Annotated in this window: 23 protein-coding genes; 9 read left to right on the top strand and 14 right to left on the bottom strand. The window is 68.2% G+C overall.

All coding sequences use genetic code 11. The annotated features are described in order from the left end of the window. The first annotated feature begins 85 nt into the window (after positions 1–85). The 4 genes from hemE to FHR72_RS08410 all read left to right on the top strand — a co-directional run bounded on the left by hemE (position 86) and on the right by FHR72_RS08410 (position 5764). Complete coding sequence (gene hemE / locus FHR72_RS08395; RefSeq protein WP_183467847.1) at positions 86–1150, top strand: uroporphyrinogen decarboxylase; 1065 nt, start codon at positions 86–88, stop codon at positions 1148–1150. Then, entirely contained in the window at positions 1147–2502 is a 1356-nt protein-coding gene (locus tag FHR72_RS08400) for a protoporphyrinogen oxidase (protein WP_183467487.1), read from the top strand. Before hemE ends, FHR72_RS08400 begins: the two co-directional genes overlap by 4 nt. 54 nt (positions 2503–2556) lie before the next feature. Then, positions 2557–3261, top strand: a complete 705-nt coding sequence (hemQ, locus tag FHR72_RS08405) for a hydrogen peroxide-dependent heme synthase (protein WP_183467488.1) — start codon at positions 2557–2559, stop codon at positions 3259–3261. 184 nt (positions 3262–3445) lie between these two features. Further along, positions 3446–5764, top strand: a complete 2319-nt coding sequence (locus tag FHR72_RS08410; RefSeq protein WP_183467489.1) for a putative bifunctional diguanylate cyclase/phosphodiesterase — start codon at positions 3446–3448, stop codon at positions 5762–5764. Here the strand turns inward: FHR72_RS08410 and msrB are convergent. From msrB to FHR72_RS08430, 4 genes are read right to left on the bottom strand one after another with little or no spacing between them, the layout of a single operon-like run. Then, complete coding sequence (gene msrB / locus FHR72_RS08415) at positions 5761–6171, bottom strand: peptide-methionine (R)-S-oxide reductase MsrB (RefSeq protein ID WP_183467490.1); 411 nt, start codon at positions 6169–6171, stop codon at positions 5761–5763. The two genes, FHR72_RS08410 and msrB, sit on opposite strands and share 4 nt — an antisense overlap. Beyond that, positions 6168–7445 (bottom strand): arabinofuranan 3-O-arabinosyltransferase, encoded by a 1278-nt coding sequence (gene aftC / locus FHR72_RS08420; RefSeq protein WP_311736091.1) that lies wholly within the window; start codon positions 7443–7445, stop codon positions 6168–6170. The genes msrB and aftC overlap by 4 nt, the downstream gene beginning before the upstream one ends. Positions 7446–7480: 35 nt before the next feature. Then, positions 7481–9040, bottom strand: coding sequence for an alpha/beta fold hydrolase (locus FHR72_RS08425; RefSeq protein ID WP_183467491.1), 1560 nt, complete (start codon positions 9038–9040; stop codon positions 7481–7483). Between the two features lie 35 nt (positions 9041–9075). Then, positions 9076–9864, bottom strand: coding sequence for a pyrimidine reductase family protein (locus tag FHR72_RS08430; protein WP_183467492.1), 789 nt, complete (start codon positions 9862–9864; stop codon positions 9076–9078). Between the two features lie 34 nt (positions 9865–9898). On the opposite strand from FHR72_RS08430, the gene zapE reads away from it, so the two are divergent. Beyond that, positions 9899–10948, top strand: coding sequence for a cell division protein ZapE (gene zapE, locus FHR72_RS08435; protein WP_183467493.1), 1050 nt, complete (start codon positions 9899–9901; stop codon positions 10946–10948). On the opposite strand, the gene FHR72_RS08440 is transcribed toward zapE, so the two are convergent. The 6 genes from FHR72_RS08440 to FHR72_RS08465 all read right to left on the bottom strand — a co-directional run bounded on the left by FHR72_RS08440 (position 10924) and on the right by FHR72_RS08465 (position 14437). Then, positions 10924–11460: a GNAT family N-acetyltransferase gene (locus FHR72_RS08440; RefSeq protein ID WP_183467494.1), complete on the bottom strand. Its 537-nt coding sequence runs from the start codon at positions 11458–11460 to the stop codon at positions 10924–10926. The two genes, zapE and FHR72_RS08440, sit on opposite strands and share 25 nt — an antisense overlap. Further along, positions 11445–11939, bottom strand: coding sequence for a hypothetical protein (locus FHR72_RS08445; RefSeq protein ID WP_183467849.1), 495 nt, complete (start codon positions 11937–11939; stop codon positions 11445–11447). Before FHR72_RS08445 ends, FHR72_RS08440 begins: the two co-directional genes overlap by 16 nt. A 134-nt stretch (positions 11940–12073) precedes the next feature. Then, the gene (locus FHR72_RS08450) at positions 12074–12670 is read right to left on the bottom strand and encodes a methylated-DNA--[protein]-cysteine S-methyltransferase (protein WP_183467495.1); all 597 of its coding nucleotides are present in this window, start codon (positions 12668–12670) and stop codon (positions 12074–12076) included. Further along, the gene (locus tag FHR72_RS08455; protein WP_183467496.1) at positions 12667–13149 is read right to left on the bottom strand and encodes an RNA polymerase sigma factor; all 483 of its coding nucleotides are present in this window, start codon (positions 13147–13149) and stop codon (positions 12667–12669) included. The genes FHR72_RS08450 and FHR72_RS08455 overlap by 4 nt, the downstream gene beginning before the upstream one ends. Before the next feature lie 36 nt (positions 13150–13185). Beyond that, a complete protein-coding gene (locus FHR72_RS08460) occupies positions 13186–13908 on the bottom strand; it encodes a Clp protease N-terminal domain-containing protein (protein ID WP_183467497.1) in 723 nt (240 codons plus the stop codon). 49 nt (positions 13909–13957) lie between these two features. Continuing rightward, complete coding sequence (locus FHR72_RS08465; protein ID WP_183467498.1) at positions 13958–14437, bottom strand: SRPBCC family protein; 480 nt, start codon at positions 14435–14437, stop codon at positions 13958–13960. 113 nt (positions 14438–14550) lie between these two features. Here FHR72_RS08465 and FHR72_RS08470 point away from each other — a divergent pair, with 113 nt between their 5' ends. Beyond that, positions 14551–14868 carry a helix-turn-helix domain-containing protein gene (locus FHR72_RS08470; RefSeq protein WP_260155929.1) on the top strand — a complete coding sequence of 106 codons (318 nt, stop codon included), beginning with the start codon at positions 14551–14553 and terminating at the stop codon, positions 14866–14868. Positions 14869–14871: 3 nt separating this feature from the next. Here the strand turns inward: FHR72_RS08470 and FHR72_RS08475 are convergent, their stop codons facing one another. The 3 genes from FHR72_RS08475 to FHR72_RS08485 form a co-directional block, all read right to left on the bottom strand. Continuing rightward, positions 14872–15294 carry a hypothetical protein gene (locus FHR72_RS08475; protein WP_183467499.1) on the bottom strand — a complete coding sequence of 141 codons (423 nt, stop codon included), beginning with the start codon at positions 15292–15294 and terminating at the stop codon, positions 14872–14874. 273 nt (positions 15295–15567) lie between these two features. Beyond that, a complete protein-coding gene (locus tag FHR72_RS08480) occupies positions 15568–15768 on the bottom strand; it encodes a three-helix bundle dimerization domain-containing protein (RefSeq protein ID WP_183467500.1) in 201 nt (66 codons plus the stop codon). A 127-nt stretch (positions 15769–15895) separates the two neighbouring features. Continuing rightward, a complete protein-coding gene (locus FHR72_RS08485; protein ID WP_183467851.1) occupies positions 15896–16189 on the bottom strand; it encodes a hypothetical protein in 294 nt (97 codons plus the stop codon). 331 nt (positions 16190–16520) lie between these two features. Between FHR72_RS08485 and FHR72_RS08490 the strand changes: the two genes are divergently transcribed. After that, positions 16521–17678 carry a tyrosine-type recombinase/integrase gene (locus FHR72_RS08490; RefSeq protein ID WP_183467501.1) on the top strand — a complete coding sequence of 386 codons (1158 nt, stop codon included), beginning with the start codon at positions 16521–16523 and terminating at the stop codon, positions 17676–17678. 8 nt (positions 17679–17686) lie between these two features. Here the strand turns inward: FHR72_RS08490 and FHR72_RS08495 are convergent, their stop codons facing one another. After that, positions 17687–17875, bottom strand: coding sequence for an excisionase family DNA-binding protein (locus tag FHR72_RS08495; RefSeq protein WP_183467502.1), 189 nt, complete (start codon positions 17873–17875; stop codon positions 17687–17689). A gap of 239 nt (positions 17876–18114) precedes the next feature. Here FHR72_RS08495 and FHR72_RS08500 point away from each other — a divergent pair, with 239 nt between their 5' ends. Next, positions 18115–18750: a helix-turn-helix domain-containing protein gene (locus tag FHR72_RS08500; RefSeq protein WP_183467503.1), complete on the top strand. Its 636-nt coding sequence runs from the start codon at positions 18115–18117 to the stop codon at positions 18748–18750. Positions 18751–18819: 69 nt separating this feature from the next. After that, positions 18820–19125: a hypothetical protein gene (locus tag FHR72_RS08505; protein ID WP_183467504.1), complete on the top strand. Its 306-nt coding sequence runs from the start codon at positions 18820–18822 to the stop codon at positions 19123–19125. Positions 19126–19495 lie beyond the last annotated feature (370 nt).

Consider the following 19495-nt stretch of genomic DNA (forward strand, 5'->3'; position numbering starts at 1 on the left):
GGCGTTTGACGCTAGACCATTTGGCCAGGTCTGTGCTCATGGCGCGCCGATTCGGACGCAACCGGGCATGGCAGCATGGTGGGCGATGAACACGCGCCGCGAGCTGCCCGAATCCCCGTACCTGGCCGCCGTCGCCGGCCGCAAGCCGGCCCGCGTGCCGGTCTGGATGATGCGGCAGGCAGGTCGGTCGCTGCCCGAATACCGGCAGCTACGGGCCAAGAACACGATGATGCAGGCCTGTTTCGACGCCGAGCTGATCACCGAGATCACGCTGCAGCCGGTACGCAGGCACGGCGTCGATGCGGCGATCCTGTTCTCCGACATCGTCGTGCCGCTGCGGGCGGCGGGCATCGACCTCGACATCGTCCCCGACGTGGGGCCGGTGATCGCCAACCCGATCCGCACGGCCGGTGACGTCGCGTCCGTCCGGCCGCTGGAACCCGAACAGGTGAGCGCGGTGGCCGCCGCGATCGGGGCACTGACCTCGGCGCTGGGGGACGTCCCGCTGATCGGCTTCGCCGGCGCGCCGTTCACCCTGGCGTCGTACCTGGTCGAGGGCGGCCCCAGCCGCAATCACGAACGCACCAAGGCGATGATGCTGGGGGAGACCCCGACCTGGCATGCGCTGATGACCGCGCTGACCGATGTGACGATCGCGTTCCTGCGCACGCAGGTGGAGGCCGGGGTGGACGCGATCCAGGTGTTCGACTCGTGGGCGGGGACCCTCTCCCTGGCCGACTACCGCAGCTACGTGTTGCCGCACAGCGCCCGCGTCTTCGAGGCGCTCGCCGGGTTCGGTGTGCCGATGACCCACTTCGGCGTCGGCACCGCCGAACTCCTCGGCGCGATGTCGGAGGCCGTCACCGGGCACGGCGTGCCCGCCGTCGTCGGGGTGGACTGGCGCACCTCGCTCACCGACGCCGCGGCACGGGTCCAGCGCGGCAGCGCCCTGCAGGGCAACCTCGACCCGGTGGTCCTGCTCGCCGGCTGGCACGTGGTCGAGCGCGCGGTGCGGGCCGTGGTGGAAGACGGCAGGCGCGCGGTCGACGCCGGGGTGGCCGGGCACGTGTTCAATCTCGGCCACGGGGTGCTGCCGGCCACCGACCCCGACATCATCACCGACGCCGTCGCCTTGGTGCACGAGCTGTGAGCCCGGCCCACCGCGCGCGCTATTGCGTTGTCGGCGGCGGTATTTCCGGCCTCGTCGCGGCCTACCGGCTCCGCGTGGCGGCGGGCCCGGACGCCGAGATCACGCTCCTCGACCCCGCCGACCGCCTCGGCGGCGTGCTGCGCACCGAACGGATCGGGGGCCAGCCCCTCGACGTGGGGGCGGAGGCCTTCGTGGCCCGCAGGCCCGAGGTGCCCGCGCTGCTGGGGGAGCTCGGGCTGTCGGGCCGACAGATCACCACCACCGGCGTGCGGCCGCTGATCTACAGCGAGGGCCGTCTGCATGAACTCCCCAAGGACACGGTCAACGGGATCCCGTCGCGTCCCTCGGCGCTCACCGGTCTGGTCGACGACGCGACGATCCGCCGCATGCTCGACGAGCCCCGCCGCGCCCTGCCCTGGCGCCCCGGTGCCGACCCCTCCGTCGCCGAGCTGGTCGGCGACCGGTTCGGCGAACAGGTCGTGGTGCGGTCGGTCGATCCGCTGCTGGCGGGTGTCTACGCCGGATCGGCGGCGACGATCGGCCTCCGCGCGGCGGCGCCGACGGTGGCCGCGGCGCTGGACGGAGGCGCGCGCAGTCTGACCGAGGCGGTCGCGGCGGCGCTGCCGCCCCCTCGCGCCGGTTCGGTGTTCGGCGCCATCGACGGCGGCTATCAGGTGCTGCTGGACGAACTCGTACGACGTTCCGGGCTGCAGTGGGCCCAGGTCGCGGTGCGTGGCGTCCAGCGCGCATCCGGGGGATGGGACGTGGTCGACGACGAAGGCGGCCGGTGGGCCGCCGATGCCGTCGTCCTGGCGGTCCCGGCTCCGCGCCTGCCCGCTCTGATCGCCGACGTCGCGCCGGACTCCGCCGCGGCGGCGCGCACGATCCCGGTGGCGTCGGCCGCGGTGGTCGCCCTGGCGCTGCCCGGGGGCACGCCGCTACCCGACCAGTCGGGGGTGCTGGTCGCGGGCAGGGGCCGGTTGCGCACCAAGGCGGTCACGTTGTCCTCACGCAAGTGGGGTCGCCGCGGCAGCGTGGAGATGGTGCGGATGTCGTACGGACGGTTCGGCGACGATCTGGCGCGCAACACCGGTGACGAGGAGTTGCTCACCTGGGCGGCCGAGGACCTGGACACCCTGTTCGGGATCCCGACCGAGCCCGTCGACACCAGGGTGGCCCGATGGATCGACGCGATGCCGCAGTACGGACCCGGGCACGCCGCGATCGCCGCGCAGGTGCGCGGCGGTCTTCCGCAGGGCCTGGCCGTGGCCGGTGCCTACCTGGACGGCATCGGGGTCCCCGCCTGTATCGCCTCGGCGACGAGGGCGGTGGCGGCGCTGGTCGTCGGGTAGACCTCCGGCCTCGGGCGTGCGTGGCACCGGGATCCCGGATGGCACCATGAACGCATGGCCAAGCTCGATTTCGACGAACTGAACTCCACGATCCGCTACCTGATGTTCTCGGTCTTCGCCGTGACGCCGGGTGCGCTGCCGTCCGAGGACGAGGCGCGCGCCACGCTCGCCGACGACACCGCGACGTTTCTCAAGCAGCAGGAGGACAAGGGCGTCGTCGTGCGTGGTCTCTACGACGTCGCCGGGATGCGGGCCGATGCGGACTTCATGATGTGGACGCACGCCGAGAACGTCGAGGCGCTGCAGGCCACGTATTCGGACTTCCGGCGCACCACCGCGCTCGGTCGGGCGTCGACCCCGGTGTGGAGCAATGTGGCCCTGCACCGTCCCGCCGAGTTCAACAAGAGCCACATCCCGGCCTTCCTCGCGGGGGAGGAACCGGGCGCCTACATCTGCGTGTACCCGTTCGTCCGGTCCCTGGAGTGGTACCTGCTGCCCGACGAGGAGCGCCGGCAGATGCTGGCCGAGCACGGCATGGCCGCGCGCGGCTACAAGGATGTGCGTGCCAACACCGTTCCCGCGTTCGCGCTGGGCGACTACGAGTGGCTGCTGGCGTTCGAGGCTCCGGAACTGCACCGGATCGTCGATCTGATGCGCGACCTGCGCGCCACCGATGCCCGGCGCCACGTCCGCGAGGAGACGCCCTTCTTCACCGGTCCCCGGGTCTCGGTGGAACGACTGGTACACGCGCTGCCCTGAGCGTTTGCTGCGGCGCACGCGCGCCGGCGCGTAAATGACGGTGACGTAGATTGGGTAATCGGTGCTCACGCCGACTTTGCGGTCGTGAACCCGCACTAATCCGCCTGGCGAAGAAGTCAGCAAACGCACCTGGGCGAATGCGCGCCGGTTTGGTGGCGTCGCGATGGTTGCTAAACTCGCCGGGATGCCGAAGCTACGGGGGGTGACGGCGGGCGCCGCAATCGTGGGCGTCGGCTACGCAACGTGGCTGGTCAACGGTTGGGGCGGGGACACCGTCATCCGGATAGTCGACGACGCGGGTCTGATCCTGTTCGCCGCGTTCGCTTCGGCGTGCGCGGTGACAGGGGCGTTCCGCACCCGGGGCAAGGTGCGCGCCGCGTGTGCGACTCTGGCGGCCGGCGCGGCGGCGTGGGCGGCCGGTGAAACCGCCTGGAGCTACTACGACCTGATCACCGGCGAGCAGACCTTCCCGTCGCTGGCAGACGCGGGGTATGCCGCGTTCCTCGCCGGCGCCGGCCTGTGCCTGGGTTTCCTGTTGTTGGCGCATCCGCCGCGGGTTCAGCTGCGGCTCGCCCTGGACGGTGTGATCGTCGGTGCGGCGCTCTTCGGGGCGGCCTGGGTGACCCTGCTCGGCCCTGTCTACGCGGCCAAGGGCGACTTCCCGGTCGGCGTGGAACTGGCGTTGGCCTATCCGATGGTCGACATCGCGCTCGTGAGCATGGCGTCGCTGATGCTGGTGCGGGCGTCGGTGGACAAGCGACCGTCGCTGGCCGCACTCACCGCCGGCCTGGTGCTGATCCTGCTGTCGGACCTGGCGTTCGCGTATCTGACCGCCGTCGACGGCTACGAGGCGCACCACGTCATCGCGATCGGATGGGCGTGGGGCTTTCTGTGCCTGGGCATCGCGGCGCTGCTGGCGCCGCAGTCCCTGCGTGAGAGCGGAAATCAGCCCGCGCCGTCCTCGCCGCGGGCCGCGGTGTGGCTTCCCTACGTGCCGGTCGTGGTGTCGGCCGTGGTCTGCACGCCGGTGCTGATCGGTGGTCTCGGGCCGGTGTACGTCGCGGCGGCACTGACGGTGTTCGCGGTGATGATCCGCCAGTTCCTGGTGCTCTCGGACAACCGGCGCCTGCTGGTCAAAGTCGCCTACCAGGCGCTGCGCGACCCGTTGACGGGCCTGGCCAACCGGGCCCTGTTCCAGGATCGCCTCCTGCACGCGGTCGAACTGCATCAGCGCCACTCGACGGCGGTGGCCGTGCTGATGCTCGACCTCGACCGGTTCACGTCGGTCAACGAGAACTTCGGACATCCCGGCGGCGATGCCGTTCTGGTGCGCGTCGCCGAACGGCTGGCCAGCACGGTCCGCAGCACCGACACCGTCGCCCGCTTCGGCGGTGACGAGTTCGCGGTGCTGCTGGAGGGCGACGCCGACACCGCAGAGGCGCTGGGGCGCCGGGTCGTGACGGCGTTCGAGCGTCCGTTCGTCATCGCCGACGAGGACCTGATCGTGCGGCCCAGCATCGGACTGGCCGTCGCTCCGGCCGACGAGTCCGATGTGACCGGCGACGAGTTGCTCGGGCAGGCCGATGCGGCGCTGCGGTCGGCCAAACGGTCCGGTTCCGGGGCGCTCGTGGTCTTCGAGCCGCAGGCGGGCAGCGGTGCGGCGGGCCGACCTCAGCTCGACACCGCCCGCGACGAGGGCGCCGGGCCGAACTCCGAGCATCTCCTCGCCGAATTACGGCACGCGATCGAGCATTTCGGGCTCAGCGTCGTGTATCAGCCGAAGTTCGACCTGCGTACCTACGACATCGTCGGGCTCGAGGCCCTCGTGCGGTGGCCGCACCCGCGTCGCGGCCTGCTCTCGCCGCAGCAGTTCCTGCCCCTCGTCCGCCGGCACGGCCTGATGCGGTCGGTGACGTCCATCGTTCTCGAGCTCGCCCTCGACGACGCGGCCCGCTGGTACGAGCGCGGTATCGGCGTGCCGGTGGCGATCAACGTCTTCGCGCCGGCGATCAGCGACCCGGAGTTGCCGCGCCAGATCAGCCAGGCGCTCGAGCAGCGGGGCCTGCCGCCGCACGCGCTGACCGTCGAGATCACCGAGGATCTGCTGCTCGACAACCTCGGCAAGACGCGCATGGTGCTCAACACGTTGCGCGACACCGGAGTCCGGGTCGCCATCGATGACTTCGGCAGCGGCTATTCGGCGCTGTGGTACCTGCGGGAGTTCCCGGTGGACGAGGTCAAGCTCGACCGTGAGTTCATCGCGCCCATCATGAGCCATCCGGCATCGGCGGCCATCGTGCGCGCCGTCGTCGACCTGGCGCACGCGCTGGGCGTCATCCCTGTCGCCGAAGGCGTCGAAAACACCGAGACCGCAACACAACTGCTGGAGTACGGCTGTGAGGTCGCACAGGGCTATCTCTGCAGTCCGCCGCTGCCGGCCGAAGCGATCGAGAAGCTGCTGCACTCGCAGAAGCGGATCCTGGCGGCGTCGCGGACCGATTAGGAGTCGGCGGGCACCAGCTTCAGCGAGATCGAGTTGATGCAGTATCGCTGGTCGGTCGGGGTCGGGTAGCCCTCGCCTTCGAAGACGTGCCCGAGATGGCTGTGGCAGTTCGCGCACAGCACCTCGACCCGGCGCATACCGAGTGAGTCGTCGGAGCGCAGGATGACGGCCTCGGAGTCGGCGGGGTCGAAGAAGGACGGCCATCCGCAATGGGATTCGAACTTCTCGGTGCTGCGGAACAACTCGGCTCCGCAGGCGCGGCACTGGTAGACGCCTTCGGTCTTGGTGTCGGTGTACTCGCCGGTGAACGGGCGTTCGGTGCCTGCCTGCCGCAGCACCGCGAACTCTTCGGGGGAGAGCCGTTCGCGCCACTGGTCGTCGCTGAGCACCAGTTTGGGGGCTGTCATGGTGCCAGGCTACTCGGCTGTCCCCGTGTCGGCGTGAGCTGCGCGACCCAGGGCGGATCGATGCCGTCGGCGAGGCGGCCGTCCTCTTTGGCGTCGAGGTAGCGGTACAGCAGCACCGAGAACACCACGACCATCAACAGCGACCAGCCGTACGTGATCTTCAGGTACTCCAGTGCGCGTCCGGTGGAGGGCAGCTGCCAGAGCAGCCAGCGGTCCATGGTCAGGAAGCCGTAGACCGCCAGCCACGCCACCCAGTTGCGGATCACCGAGTTCGGCAGCACCACCGTCATCAGGAACGGGAACAGCACGATCGAGTAGTAGCCCTGGCCCAGGGAGAGCGCCAACCACGACGTCGTGAGCAGCACACCGGAAGACGTCAGCATCCAGAAGAACGGGTCGCGTGTGCGGTAGTAGCGGTACAGCAGCCACAGCGAAATGGCGCCGAGCACGACGAACAGGACGCGCAGCGACAGGATCAGCCACATCGGGTGTCCGAAGTACAGGCCGTTGCCCAGGATCGAGCTGTTGAAGTAGTCGCGGGTGGACAGGATGTAGGGCACGGTGCGCGTCACGAAGTTCATCGGGTCGCTGATCAGCGGCCAGGCGGCGGCATTGAAGGCCACCGGCACCAGTAGCGCCGTCACCAGGGCCCGCCACTGCCGGTTGAGCAGGGGGAGCAGCAACAGGGGTGCGATCAGCGGCTTCACGACCAGCGTCAAGCCGATGCTGACGCCGGCCCACCATTCGTGACTGCGGTTGCCGTCGAGCAGCCAGCGGAAGAACAGCACCTCCAGCAGCAGGATGACGCCGTTGATGTTGCCGAAAACCAGTGTGTTGGTGACGCTCTCGGTGCAGAACATCGCCAGCAGCAGTGCCGGCGCCGCGACCGAGGCGAGCGTGTAGTTGAACAGGCGCAGCAGAAAGTAACCGGCGAGGATGATCGCGACGGTGTTGAAGAAGATGAACCAGTTCCGGGACGCGACCTCGGGCAGGTACGCGAAGGGCGCGATGATCAGTGTGCCGCCCGGCGGGTAGAGGTAGTGCGGGTCGACGTGGTCGAAGTGCTCGTTGTAGATGTCCCAGCCGAACTTGAAATTGATCACCGCGCGGTAGACGGGCGCGAAATCGTCGGTGATGTAGCGGTTGAAGACGAGGACGTAGCTGCGGTGGATGACCGCCATGATGGCCAGGGGCCAGAGGATCGACCGCAGGACCGACGCGGTCGTCGGAGGCGACGTGCGGGGTCGGAACGCGGTCAGCACAAGATCACGCACGCCCCGCACCGTACCGCAGTCCTGCGGGCGTTCCGTCAGGCCGGGCAGTACGTGTCGGTGGAGGGAAGTTGCCCGGATGTGAGGTACTCGACGACCGGAGGCAATGCGCACGGGGAGTAGATGATCGCGCCGTGGCCGATGCCCTGCCACATCACCCTGCGGTTAGAGGACCCGGCGTTGATGGCGGTGGCGGCCACCGCGGCGACGCCCTCGTTGCCGACGATGGGGTTGTTCGCGACACCCAGCAGCAGGGTGGGGGTCTTGAGCTCGGCGGGCTCCTTCGGCGCGCTGCCGCTGGGCCAGTTGAGGCACTTGACCATGTCCAGGGCCCCGACGGTGCCGAACTGGGGGTATATCTTGCCCCAGGCGACGACGAGTTCGCGGACCCTGTCGGGGGTCGGCCTGTTCAGGGCGTCGCTGCAGGTGTTGACGAACTGTCCGTCGGTTTGGCGCAGCGTCTCGGCCTGGTTGATCAGGTTGTTGAGGCCGTTGGTGTCTCCGGAGCGGGCATCGGCGATGGCCACGGCGAGTTCGTTGCCGGCGTCCACCCGGCCGCCGCGGGGATATCCCAGCGCGGTCGAGATCGCGTCGGCGACGGCGGCCACCGACGCGCCGCCGGGTCCGCGGCCGGCGCGGGCGTCGGACAGAAGTGCATCGACGGCACCCTTGGGGTCGGGTCCGAGGGGGCAGTTGGTCGCCAGGCACTGCGTGGCCCAGGCGTCGAGGGCGGCCTGTTCGCCTTTGACCCGCTGTTCGGTCGCGGCTTCGGCGGAGATGCCCAGGGGCAGCGGCGAATCGAGCACCAGCCGGGCCACCTTGCTCGGGTGCGATCCGGCGTAGGCGAGGGCGACCTGCGCGCCGTTGCCGATGCCGAGCAGCGCCAGCGCCGGCACGTCCCAGGTGGTCCGCAGGCGCTCGATGTCCTCGGCGGCGTGGGCGTTGTCGTAGGCCGAGTCGCCCGGGGCGATGGTGTCGGTGCAGCTGGTGGTCGCGGTCATCGTGATCGCACCCAGGCTTGCCACCGGGTCGTCGCCGGACTGGAACTGGGCCTGCTCGAACATCTCCTGGCGGTCGAACAGATCCCGGCAGTCGAGCGCCCCCGACATACCGATGCCCCGGCGGTCCACCGAGACGATGGGATGGGTCTTGAGCACGTCCGCACCGGCGCGGGACAGCCACACCGGCAGCTGGACCGAGGACGGCAGGTCGGAACCGGTGGTCATCACGAGCGGCCCGGCGTCGGCGGGGGTCTCGACAGAGGTCGCGCGGACCACCCCGATGCTGACGGTGCCGGTGGCCCCGTTGATGGAGTCCAGATCGGCGTCGTAGCTCGCACAGTCCAGCTTCACGCCGGGCAGTGCGGGCACCGATGCCGAGGCGAAGACGCGAGAGGTGCAGTCCCGCCAGGACAGGTCGTTCTTCGGCGCCTCGATACCGGGCGGGCCGGCCGGCTGGTCGCTGGTCTCGGGCGCGCCCTGGGGTCCGGCCCCGGAGTCGGTGGCGTATCGCGGGTTGGCGGCCAGCCCCGGCGAGCAGCCGGCCAGGGGGAGCACCACGGCCAGCGACAGCACGACAGCCGGCACCACACGACGCATGGGCACCACAGTACTGATCACCGAAGGGTGCACTCCTACCCAGCCGTTCCGTCGCGTCGTCGCTGATAGCGCAGGTACAGGTAGCCTGCGTCGTCGCCCAGAGCGTGTGCCAGACGCATGTCGTGGCGCACCTCGCCGTCGCCGGTGACGATGCGGTGCGGTGCGCCGCCGAGCATCACGGGTGCCACGGTGATGCAAAGTTCGTCGAGCAGGTCGGCCTGGGTGAACATGCCGAGAATGCCGGGGCCGCCCTCGGCCAGTACACGCAGCAAGCCGCGCTCGGCGAGCATCGCCAGCGCGGTGGCCAGGTCGACGGAGTCCGGGAGTGCTGCCGAGGCGTCGATGACCTCGGCGAGGGACCCGAGGCGCCGCCGGGTGTCGTCGGCGGCGCGAGACGACGTGAGGATCAGCGGGGCGACCGAGGTGTGGTGGAACAGCGCGGCGTCCGCGTCGAGGTCCCCGGAGCGGGTGAGGACGGCGATGGGAGGCACCTCGGACTGTCCACGGCGTCGGCGGGCCGCTCGCCCGGTGGCACTGACCTGCGCACCCGAGTAGTTCTCGACGCGCGCCGTCGACGCCCCGACGATCACCACGTCGGCCAGATCTCGCAGCGACGTGAACACGGCGCGGTCCCCGGCGCCACCGAGCGCGCCGGACTTCCCGGCGCTGGTCGCGCCGCCGTCGGCCGACATGATCATGTTGGCCCGCACCCAGCAGGCGCGTAGGCCGTCGGGATAGCGGTAGCGCTCTGCGAGGTCGTCGAGGCCGACCTCATCGGTGCGGCCCAGGAATGTGAGGTGCGTCCCGTCAGCGTCGCCGGACATACGGGAAATCTCAGCACGCCGTTAAGGTGCCTGCATGCACGGGTCCAGCGATGTCGAACACCTCGTCGATCGACATCCCAGCGTCACGCCGGAACGACTGATCGCCCAGCTGATCCCGCCGCCGACATTCGCCGACGTCAGCTTCGACACCTACCGGCCCGACCCGGGGGAGCCGTCGCAGTCCGCAGCGGTGCAGACGTGCCAGAAGTTCTGTGAGCAGGCCGTGCAGCGGCGCGCCGGCAAGAAGAAGCTGTTCGGCAAGCGTGAGGTGCTGCCCGGTGTCGGGATCTACCTCGATGGGGGCTTCGGTGTCGGCAAAACCCACCTGCTCGCGTCGTCGTACTACGCCGTGGGCGGGGCCGACCAGGGTAAGCGGGCGTTTGCGACCTTCGGTGAGTTGACCCAGCTGGCCGGTGTGTTCGGGTTCGTCGAGTGCATCGAGCTGCTCTCGGAGTACGTGTTGGTGTGCATCGACGAGTTCGAGCTCGACGACCCAGGCAACACGACGCTGATCTCCCGGCTGCTGTCGGCCCTCGTCGAGCGGGGCGTGTCGGTGGCCGCGACGTCGAACACGTTGCCCGAGCAGTTGGGCGAGGGACGGTTCGCCGCCCAGGACTTCCTGCGTGAAATCAACACGCTGGCATCGATGTTCACCACCGTGCGGATCGAGGGGCCCGACTATCGCCAGCGCGACCTGCCGCCGGCGCCGACGCCGCCCAGCGATGCGGAGGTGATCGAGCGCGCGGCGGGGGTGAGCGGTGCGACGCTGGATGACTTCGATGCGCTGTGCGCGCACCTGGCGACAATGCACCCGTCGCGGTATCTGACGCTGATCGAGGGCGTCACACATGTGTTCATCACCGGCGTGCACCCGTTGGACGACCAGAACGTGGCACTTCGTCTGGTGTCGCTGACCGACCGGCTCTATGACGCGGGCATCCCGGTCGTGGCGTCCGGCGCCAAGCTCGACACGGTGTTCAGCGAGGAGATGCTGGCCGGCGGTTTCCGCAAGAAGTATCTGCGTGCGACGTCGCGGCTGTTGGCGCTGACCGCGGCGGGTCAGACGGGCCGCACCATCACGTAGTCCTGTTCCAGGTGTTCGCCGAGCCGGAAGGTTTTGGTGCCCGCCACCTCGAACCCGTGCTTGCGGTAGAAGCGCTGGGCCCGCTCGTTGCGTTGGTTGACGCCCAACCACACCGACGCCATGTTCAGTGTGGACGCATGGTGCAGGGCCGCGGACATGAGTGCCGCCGAGACGCCGCCACCATGCGAGCCCGGAAGCACGTACATCTTCGAGATTTCGATCGTCGGCGCCGTGGTGACAGCGCCGCGCACGTCCGGATCGTCGGGTAGCCCGCGGATCAGCATGGCGTAGCCCACGAGTCGTCCGTCGTCCTCGGCGGTCAGCACGGTGCGGTCCGGGTCGGCGAGATAGGCGTCGAAGCGTGCCGTGGAAAGGTTTTCGGCGATGAACGCGGCGACATCGTCGGGCCCGACCGACGGTGGGCACGCCAGCGGAAAAGTCGTGGCGGCGAGGTCGGCGAGTTCGGCGACCTGCCCCGCGTCGGCGAATCCGACCTTCAGGACACGTTCCACTGCGCCAGGCGCTGACCGGTGATCTTGTCCAGCAGCACTACGTTGCTGACCAGATCGCGGTAGCAGTCCCACCACACGCCACCGGTGAACGTCTGGCCCACCTGGGCATTGGCCATCAGGTTCTGCAGCGCGTCCGGCGCATCGCTGTTGCGGGGTTCGTACGCGTCGGCGGTCGGGGTGACACCGCGGAACGAGAACGTGATCGCCATGGCGTACGGCGTGGGCAGGCGCACCGGCGTGACTGTCACATCCGCGCGAAACACCTGATAGCGCGGCGCCCTGGGCGGATAACCGAACCCCGGCGGCGGAGGCGAGGGAAGGATGTTGTTGACCGACACATCCGCGACGAGGCCTTTGAACTCCACGCGCAGGGGCTCGCCGAGACGCCCGATCGGGATGTCGGCCGCCGCGGCGGGGGAGGCCACGACTCCTGCCAAGGTTGCCAGGGTGGCGGTCAGGAGTACGAGCCAGCGACGCATGCTTGGCATGATCGCACACCGTCGGCGGTGGCTGGATGGTCTTGGCGTGAGGACCTGAGGGCCGGCGCCCGGTCGGGAGGCACCGGCGCGGCGGCGCCTCCGCCACGCAGAGTGGGCACGCAAAGCCTTTCGCATCACGCCGTCTCGAGTTCCAGCAGCAGGGTTTTGGCGTGGGCCCCGCCGATGTACTGCCCGGTGGTGCCGTCGGAGCGCACCACGCGGTGACACGGAATGACCACGGGCAGTGGATTGTGGGCGCAGGCGGTGCCGACGGCGCGCACCGCCCGTGGACTGCCGACCGCTGTGGCGACCTGGGCGTAGCTTTCGCGCTCGCCGTAGCCGATGCGGCGGAGGTGGTCGAGGACGCTGCGCCGGAATCCGCCGGCCAGGCTGAGGTCGACCGGTACGTCGAATGTCGTGCGCTGCTTGGCGAAGTACTCGTCGAGCTGGCGTGCGACGGTGTCCAGGCGGGCTGGGGCGTGCAGTATCCGCGGGCTCAGCACGGCAGCGAGCCGGGCCAGCACTGACTCGTGGTTTTCGATGTCGTAGGCCACCCGGGCCAGGCCGTGGGGAGTGGCAACCAGGAGCAGCGGCCCGACCGGGCTGTCGATCGTCCGGTAGGCGATGTCGAGCACCCCGGACGGTTCGGCCGCGGCCGCCAGGCGATCGTGCAGGCGGCGCAGAGTGGATTGCTCGTCGGGCAGGGGAACATCAAATGCGATGTCGATCATGCGATGTCGTCCTCGGCGTAGTAGCGGCGCAGGGTCTTCATGCCGTCGGCGGCGGCTCGACGTGCGGCGTCGGGGGAGTTGCCCAAGATCACCGCGATCTCGGTGAAGGGCAGCCCGGCGATGTGGTGATAGGCCAGCGCATGGCGCTGCTTGTCCGGAAGGCGTTCGAGCGCCGCCCACAGGTCGGGATCGCGATTCTGCGGGTCCGACCTGGCGTCGGCGCGCTCGGGCAGGACGTCGGTGGGCACTGCGCGCCGGGTGCGGGCGCGGCCCACATCCAGGGCGCGGCGATGGGCGATCGTCACCAGCCACGCTTCGACGTTGGTGCCCTCGGGGAGACCGGGATAGGCCTTCAGCGCCGACAGGAAGGTTTCCGACCAGGCGTCTTCGGCATCGGCTGGACCGACGACTGCCCGACAGACCCGCAGCACGGTGGCGCCGTGGCTGGCCACAATCTCTTCGAACGGTCGCACCCTCACGTCATGAAGACGCCGGGCGTCCTCGGAGTGTGAGATTCACGTCGTCGTGAACGCCTCCAGCGCCTCGCGCAGCTCACGCTCGAAGCGGTCGATGTCGATGCCGAGGGTGTGCAGGACGCCGTCGGCGTCCTCTTCCTCGTAGAGCGCCAGCAGGATGTGCTCGGTGCCCACGTAGTTGTGCCCCAGGCGCAGCGCGTGCCGGAAGGTGAGCTCCAGTGCCTTCTTCGCACGGCCGTCGAACGGGATCAGGGCGGGGACGTCGCCGACGCGTGGGGGCAGCGAGACGCGGTCGCCCGCTGACGTGAAGTCGATGCCCTGGGCGGCCAGAAGGCGTCCGGCCAGGCCCGTGGGGTCGTCGAAGAGGCCCAGAACGAGGTGGGCGGGCAGGATTTCGGCGTTGCCCGCCGCGTGCGCCTTGTTCTGTGCCTGCACGACGACAGCGCGGGCGCGCTCAGTGAACCGGCCGAAACCCGCCTCGGGATCGAGAGCGGCCATGTCGGTCGGGGTTTTCGGAACGAAGCGCTTCTGGGCGGCCTGTTTCGTGACGCCCATGCATTTGCCGATCTCGGTCCACGACGCACCGGACCGTCGGGCCTGGTCCACGAAGTGGCCGATGAGGTGGTCGGCGACGTCGCCGAGCGCCTCGGCCGCGAGTACGGCGTCGGTCAGTTGTTCGAGGGGTTCGTCGTGGACGCGCTTGATGACGTCGATCAGGTCGTCGAGGCGGACGGGATGGCTGATCTTTGCGGAGTCGCTCATGCGTCAACCGTAGGTTGACGAAACGTCGGCGTCAACCCTCGGTTGACGATCAGCTCTGGGGATACCCCCGGCGGACCGTCCGGTCGAGGATTCCCAGCGTGGCCCGCAGGGCGAGTTCGGACACCACCGGGAAGATGCCGGCGTCGCGCCAGTGCTGGTCGATGTCGGACCAGTCGTAGAACGACGTCACCCGCGTCCCGTCTGTGGCCGGTTCGAGCCGGTAGCCGTAGACGTGACCGATCTGAGGCTTGATGCGGCCCAGGATCGTCCAGGAGATCAGGGCATCGGGCTCGAAGTCTCTGATCTGCACCGTGACGTCGTAGCGGCCGAGTTCGGGAAAGTCGTTGAGTGATTCGCGGTCCATGTGCACGACGAACGAGTCGCCGGCAGCCCGCACCGGGTCCCCGCTGGCGTTCTGCAGCATGCCGGTGGCGTCGATGGCGACGTGTCCCTGCGGATCGCACAGGACAGCAAAGATGTCGGCGGCGGGGGCGGGGATCGTGCGGGGCACCTCGATGCGATCAGTCATGCGTCGATGGTGTCATGGGAGTGGCATGGGTCACTGAGGTGTTTCGTTCTGCGCGAAGTCTGGGAATCCCAAGGAGGATGCGGGCTAACGAGAAACTGATCATGCAGCCGAGGATGCTGCGGCGGGCGTTGGACTTTATTCACGACAACGCCCAGTACGACATCACAATTCGGGACATCGCGGCCGCGGCTGATGTCACCCCACGCGCAATCCAGTACGCATTCCGCGAACATCTGGACACCACGCCGCTGGAATATCTCCGGCGCCGGCGCCTCGAACGCGCGCACCGAGAATTGCAGTCGGCCGATCCGGCCTTCGACACCGTGACGTCGATCGCGGGCCGGTGCGGATTCAGCCATCCAGGCCGCTTCAGCAGCGCCTACAAAGAGGTCTTCGGGACAGAACCGAGTCGCACGCTACGCAGCGGGTAAGGCTCACATCGGGGTGAAGCCGACTCCGTTGTACTTGCCCGCCTGCCAGCCCTGCGGACCCAGGCAGACGAGGGGCCGGCCGTCGGGGGCCTGCGCGGCCGACTGCGGCTTGGGGCAGCGGCTACCGATTTCACGCACGCCGAACAGTTCGTAGCTGATCTGCCAGAACCCGGTGTAGACGGGGGGCCACTGATTGGGGATCCACCGACACTGCAGCGCCTGACCCCCCGGTCCGCGCCCGAAGGTGAAGCGGTCCATGTTCGTGCACGGGGCCGTGAGATGGGCGTCGTAGTTCATGCCGGGGACATCGGTCTCGTAGCGCCCGGGCTCATCGAAGTAGAGCGGCCCCGGCTCCGCCGACGCAGCAGGCGCAGCGGACAGAGCGGCAGCGCCGAGCGCGGCCGCTGCAAGCATCTTGCGGATCATGTCCCACCTTTACCTCGTCAGAAACCGTACCGCCGTCTTGCGACATTAGTCGGTGCAGTGGGCACGCCGTAAGGTTTCCGACCCCGGGAATGATCTCGGCCCGCCACCCGGGGGGTTGGTGGCGGGCCGAGAGTATCGGGTTGGTCGATGGTCGGTCTGTTCGACCGGACACCACCGAAATTAGGGGCCGAAGCTGAGAGGCATCTGATAACCGCATAGGTCTCTGATGCGAAACCAGGGGTGCGTTCCCGGTGGCGCGCCGCCGGCCGTGAATCAGCTGCGGAGCTTGGTGAGGTCGGCCGTGGCGCGGCGTTCGACGAAGAGCGGGACGAAATCCCGGATGGGACGGCCCTCGAAGTGGGCGTAATGCTCGTGGACGACCTTCGCGACCTCGGCCGGTTCCACCTTGGCGTGCGCATCGGCCAGTCTCTGGGCGAGCTGATCGATGATCTGCTGTTCACTCAACGCGATCACGGTTTCAGCCTGCCTGTATAGACCAGCTCAGTCAATCGGTGGCTACGTCCGTCACACTTCCAGCCAGGGGCGACGGGATGTACCTGTGGCGAACGTCAAATGATCATTCTGGTCACGGCGTCTGCCCTCACTTCACACGCAGGACGGACGCCGGAACCCAGTGCGTCACGCGGTCTTTGTGGCTCCCGTGTTTCACGGGATAGGTGACCAGTCCCCACCACCGCCCCTGCTCGCTGAGACCCCAGCAGGTCAGCTGGCCTTCGACGATCGAGTCCAGCTGCAGCCCCTTGGGGTGGTACCTGCCGTCGCAGTGGGGTTCGCGGGGAAACAGTGCGACCAGGTCGACCAGCACCTCCCGGGGCGGGTGGACGCGCCGGAAGACGGTGCGCAGAGGCTGACCCCCGTGCCCGATCTCCTGCATGGCCATTGTTCGATCATATGTTCGAAACCAGCGTGGTGTCACCGGGCTGCAGGAGCCCAAGGGAACAGAAAAGGCCCGCCGGAGCGGGCCTGAACTTTCTGCGAACTCTGGTGCGCGATACTGGGATTGAATCGTATTTCATGTTTGCTAACCTCAGTGTAGTTGAGCAGCACAAACCCGCTTTGAGCTGCATTAACAATACTTTCCGCTAGTGGAGCCATGAGGAAGCTCGCGGCAGTAAAGTGTGCTGTGTCAGTTCACGTTCAGTGCATGAACTGAGAGCTGGGTTCCTCCCAGTTCACGCGACGATGGTCAGTTCACGGAGGTCGGCATGGCGCGCGGTGAGGGCCGTAAGACGAGGCAGGCCGGAACGTTCGGCACGGTCCAGCAGCTGCCCAGCGGCCGGTACCGGGCCATGTACTACGGCCCCGATGGACGCCGCTACAAGGCCCCGACCACGTTTCTGGCGAAGGCTGACGCGCGCGGTTGGCTGGCCCTGCGTCAGGCTGAGATCATCAGCAAGGCGTGGACGCCACCGGAGGCCACGCCGAAGATCACGCGGACCACGTTCGCGGACTACGCCCGCAGCTGGATCAAGCAGCGTGACCTCAAGCAGCGCACCCGCGAGCACTACGAGGTGCTGTTGGAGCGCCACCTGATCGGGCCGTTCGGGTCACTGCCGTTGACCTCGATCACCGTCGATGATGTTCGCGGCTGGTACGCCACGTTCGCCACCGGCACCCCCACGCTGCGATCACACACCTACGGGCTGCTGCGCACGATCCTGGCGACAGCGGCCAGCGACGGGAAGATTAGCGCCAACCCGTGCTTGATCCGTGGGGCCGGAAGCACGAAGCGGGTAAAGAAGATCAGGCCCGCCACGCTGCCCGAGATCGAAAAGATCACCACAGAGATGCCCGACCAGTACCAGGCCATGATCCTGTTGGCGGCGTGGTGTGCGCTGCGGTTCGGCGAGCTGACCGAACTGAGGCGAAAGGATGTGATCCTGGAGATTGCTGTCGACGCCGAGGGGGAGACCGCCCACACTGGCGTCATCCGTGTGGAGCGCGCCGTCGTCCGCGTCGATGACGGTTACCTCGTAACCACCCCGAAGTCAGACGCCGGTACCCGCGACGTAGCGATCCCGCCGCACCTCGTACCCGTGCTCCGCGACCACCTCGCGGCGCATGTCGACGGTGGGCCGAACGCTCTGATGTTCCCCGCCGCTCATGGTGGGCATCTGGCCCCGGCGACCCTTTACCGGCAGTTCTACAAGGCGCGCACCGCCGCCGACCGGCCCGATCTGCGATTCCATGATCTTCGGCATTCCGGTGCCGTACTGGCTGCCGCCACGGGTGCCACGCTGGCTGAGCTGATGGCCCGTCTGGGTCACTCCACGCCGCAGGCGGCTATGCGATACCAGCACGCCGCGCAGGGGCGTGATCAGGTCATCGCGGCAGCGTTGTCCAAGATTGCGCTGGGGCAGTAGCGGCTGCCCTACGCCGACACCCCACCACCGAACGCCGTCATCCTGGCATCCACCTCGTTGAGGTCGACCCGCACGAGCCGGGTGCCGTTGCGGTATCCGGTCAGCCTGCCGTCGCTGATCATGGCGCGGATGGTGCGGTCGGTGACGCCGAGGTAGTCGGCGGCGTCCTGGATCGAGACGTATCGGCGCTGAGCCATCGTGAAACTCCGGTGCTGTTGCGGAACGTGATGCGCCCGCGACCGTACACACCGCGCCCGACTAGCTCGCCGAGATTGTTACGCATATGTCCACCAACAGATTTCGTGTCCTTGACCGGCAACTAGTTGAAGCACTCTAGCAACGCTCCACGCGCCGGTATCCGCAGCTCACCAGCTCGCCTGTAGTCATCGAGTGACGCATGCGCGGGTAATCAGTGGCACGGCAACGGTTCCCCATGATGTTGCGCTGCAAGCTGTTCTGCGACTTCCCCATGATGTTGCGCTGCAAGCTGTTCCGCGACTTCCTGGCGATCCACTACGTCGACCTATGGGAGATCGACTGCCCACGGGCGAAGGGCGAAACGCCGACGACGTGGACAATGCTCGCGTTTACGTTGACATTCAACAGTTTTCGCTTTACCGCGTCGCAGCGCCGTGCTTCGCTGAGCTGTATGACCGTATTGGAAAGACCACTTACCCGCGTCGAAGCTGCTGAACAGCTTGGCATCTCACTGTCCCTGCTGGACAAGCTCACCGCTACCGGACAGCTCATCCCCACCAAGATCGGACGCCGCACCGTGTACCAGCAGCAGCACCTGCGCGCGTACCTCGAATCGCAGGCACAGCCCAGAGAGGCGAAAACCTTGAGCCACCCGGACGAACAGGAACTGGCTGCGCTGAACGTGCTCCGGGCCGTGGAGCACCGTATGCAGGGCGACGCCGACGCGATGGTCCGCACCTTGCGCGGCACGGGGCGGCAGGTGTCGCTGCGGCTCCTCGAAGCGACCGAGCTCATCGCCCATCTTCTCCAGCACAGCGACCGCCCTGAGCAGGCGCTAGCCGGGCTGCTTCAGAGCGTGCGACCGACCGGCTGAAAACGAAACGCCAGTGCCGGGTAGGTCGGCACTGGCGCTCCAAAGTTCCGAGCTGAAGGGAACACCACGATGATAAGCCGACCCGGCGACGACGTACCGGCGCAGCTTGCACGCCGCCGCGACGCCGCCCACCGCAGCGAGCCGCTGGAGTGCTGCTCGTGTAGAGACCCGCTCACCTGCCACTGTCACGAGCAGGTTCAACCGATCACCGAGCATCAGCTTGACGGCTGGTCGGCAGCCGCGCTGCATCTGCTCGACAACGGGCTGAGTCCCGCTGTGCCCGTCGATGTTCAGCGCCGGTTGTGGCGGCGTGGTGGCTCGGATCGCGCGCTGGCGCAACGTCTGCGCGGCGTCTGCTCGGATCGTGCCGCATGAGCCGCAAGCCGCTCGGTGTGCTGCACGACGGGCGCGAGGTGTACGACAACTCGCCACGCCCTCTGGTCGCAGCGTTGGAGCTTGGGCACGGCACGCTTTGCGGCACCAACGGCAGCGACCCGTACGCCGACGTGCTGCCCACTGATCCCGAGGACGTTGCTAGAGAGGCCATCTCGGGTGAGGACCACGGGGCGGTTCCCGGTTCTGTAGACCTGGGTCGGGAACCGGGAACCGCAGTAGTTCCCGGTTCTGAGACCGGACCCAGAACCGAGGACCGCGACAATTGCACCTCGGTTCCCGGTTCCGCACATAGGTCTCCAGAACCGGGAACCGAGGACGAAACACCGCTCTACGTGGACATTTCCGCTCT

Origin of the sequence: Mycolicibacterium iranicum (assembly GCF_014190915.1) — a bacterium.
In the GTDB taxonomy this organism is placed as follows: domain Bacteria; phylum Actinomycetota; class Actinomycetes; order Mycobacteriales; family Mycobacteriaceae; genus Mycobacterium; species Mycobacterium iranicum_B.

What these genes read in the sequence shown, in the direction of transcription:
- hemE (WP_183467847.1), top strand. Translation starts at nt 86, where the DNA reads ATGAACACGCGCCGCGAGCTGCCCGAATCCCCGTACCTGGCCGCCGTC.
- hemQ (WP_183467488.1), top strand. Translation starts at nt 2,557, where the DNA reads ATGGCCAAGCTCGATTTCGACGAACTGAACTCCACGATCCGCTACCTG.
- FHR72_RS08410 (WP_183467489.1), top strand. Translation starts at nt 3,446, where the DNA reads ATGCCGAAGCTACGGGGGGTGACGGCGGGCGCCGCAATCGTGGGCGTC.
- msrB (WP_183467490.1), bottom strand. Translation starts at nt 6,171, where the DNA reads ATGACAGCCCCCAAACTGGTGCTCAGCGACGACCAGTGGCGCGAACGG.
- FHR72_RS08425 (WP_183467491.1), bottom strand. Translation starts at nt 9,040, where the DNA reads ATGCGTCGTGTGGTGCCGGCTGTCGTGCTGTCGCTGGCCGTGGTGCTC.
- FHR72_RS08430 (WP_183467492.1), bottom strand. Translation starts at nt 9,864, where the DNA reads ATGTCCGGCGACGCTGACGGGACGCACCTCACATTCCTGGGCCGCACC.
- zapE (WP_183467493.1), top strand. Translation starts at nt 9,899, where the DNA reads ATGCACGGGTCCAGCGATGTCGAACACCTCGTCGATCGACATCCCAGC.
- FHR72_RS08445 (WP_183467849.1), bottom strand. Translation starts at nt 11,939, where the DNA reads ATGCGTCGCTGGCTCGTACTCCTGACCGCCACCCTGGCAACCTTGGCA.
- FHR72_RS08450 (WP_183467495.1), bottom strand. Translation starts at nt 12,670, where the DNA reads ATGATCGACATCGCATTTGATGTTCCCCTGCCCGACGAGCAATCCACT.
- FHR72_RS08460 (WP_183467497.1), bottom strand. Translation starts at nt 13,908, where the DNA reads ATGAGCGACTCCGCAAAGATCAGCCATCCCGTCCGCCTCGACGACCTG.
- FHR72_RS08465 (WP_183467498.1), bottom strand. Translation starts at nt 14,437, where the DNA reads ATGACTGATCGCATCGAGGTGCCCCGCACGATCCCCGCCCCCGCCGCC.
- FHR72_RS08470 (WP_260155929.1), top strand. Translation starts at nt 14,551, where the DNA reads ATGCTGCGGCGGGCGTTGGACTTTATTCACGACAACGCCCAGTACGAC.
- FHR72_RS08475 (WP_183467499.1), bottom strand. Translation starts at nt 15,294, where the DNA reads ATGATCCGCAAGATGCTTGCAGCGGCCGCGCTCGGCGCTGCCGCTCTG.
- FHR72_RS08485 (WP_183467851.1), bottom strand. Translation starts at nt 16,189, where the DNA reads ATGCAGGAGATCGGGCACGGGGGTCAGCCTCTGCGCACCGTCTTCCGG.
- FHR72_RS08490 (WP_183467501.1), top strand. Translation starts at nt 16,521, where the DNA reads ATGGCGCGCGGTGAGGGCCGTAAGACGAGGCAGGCCGGAACGTTCGGC.
- FHR72_RS08495 (WP_183467502.1), bottom strand. Translation starts at nt 17,875, where the DNA reads ATGGCTCAGCGCCGATACGTCTCGATCCAGGACGCCGCCGACTACCTC.
- FHR72_RS08500 (WP_183467503.1), top strand. Translation starts at nt 18,115, where the DNA reads ATGTTGCGCTGCAAGCTGTTCTGCGACTTCCCCATGATGTTGCGCTGC.
- FHR72_RS08505 (WP_183467504.1), top strand. Translation starts at nt 18,820, where the DNA reads ATGATAAGCCGACCCGGCGACGACGTACCGGCGCAGCTTGCACGCCGC.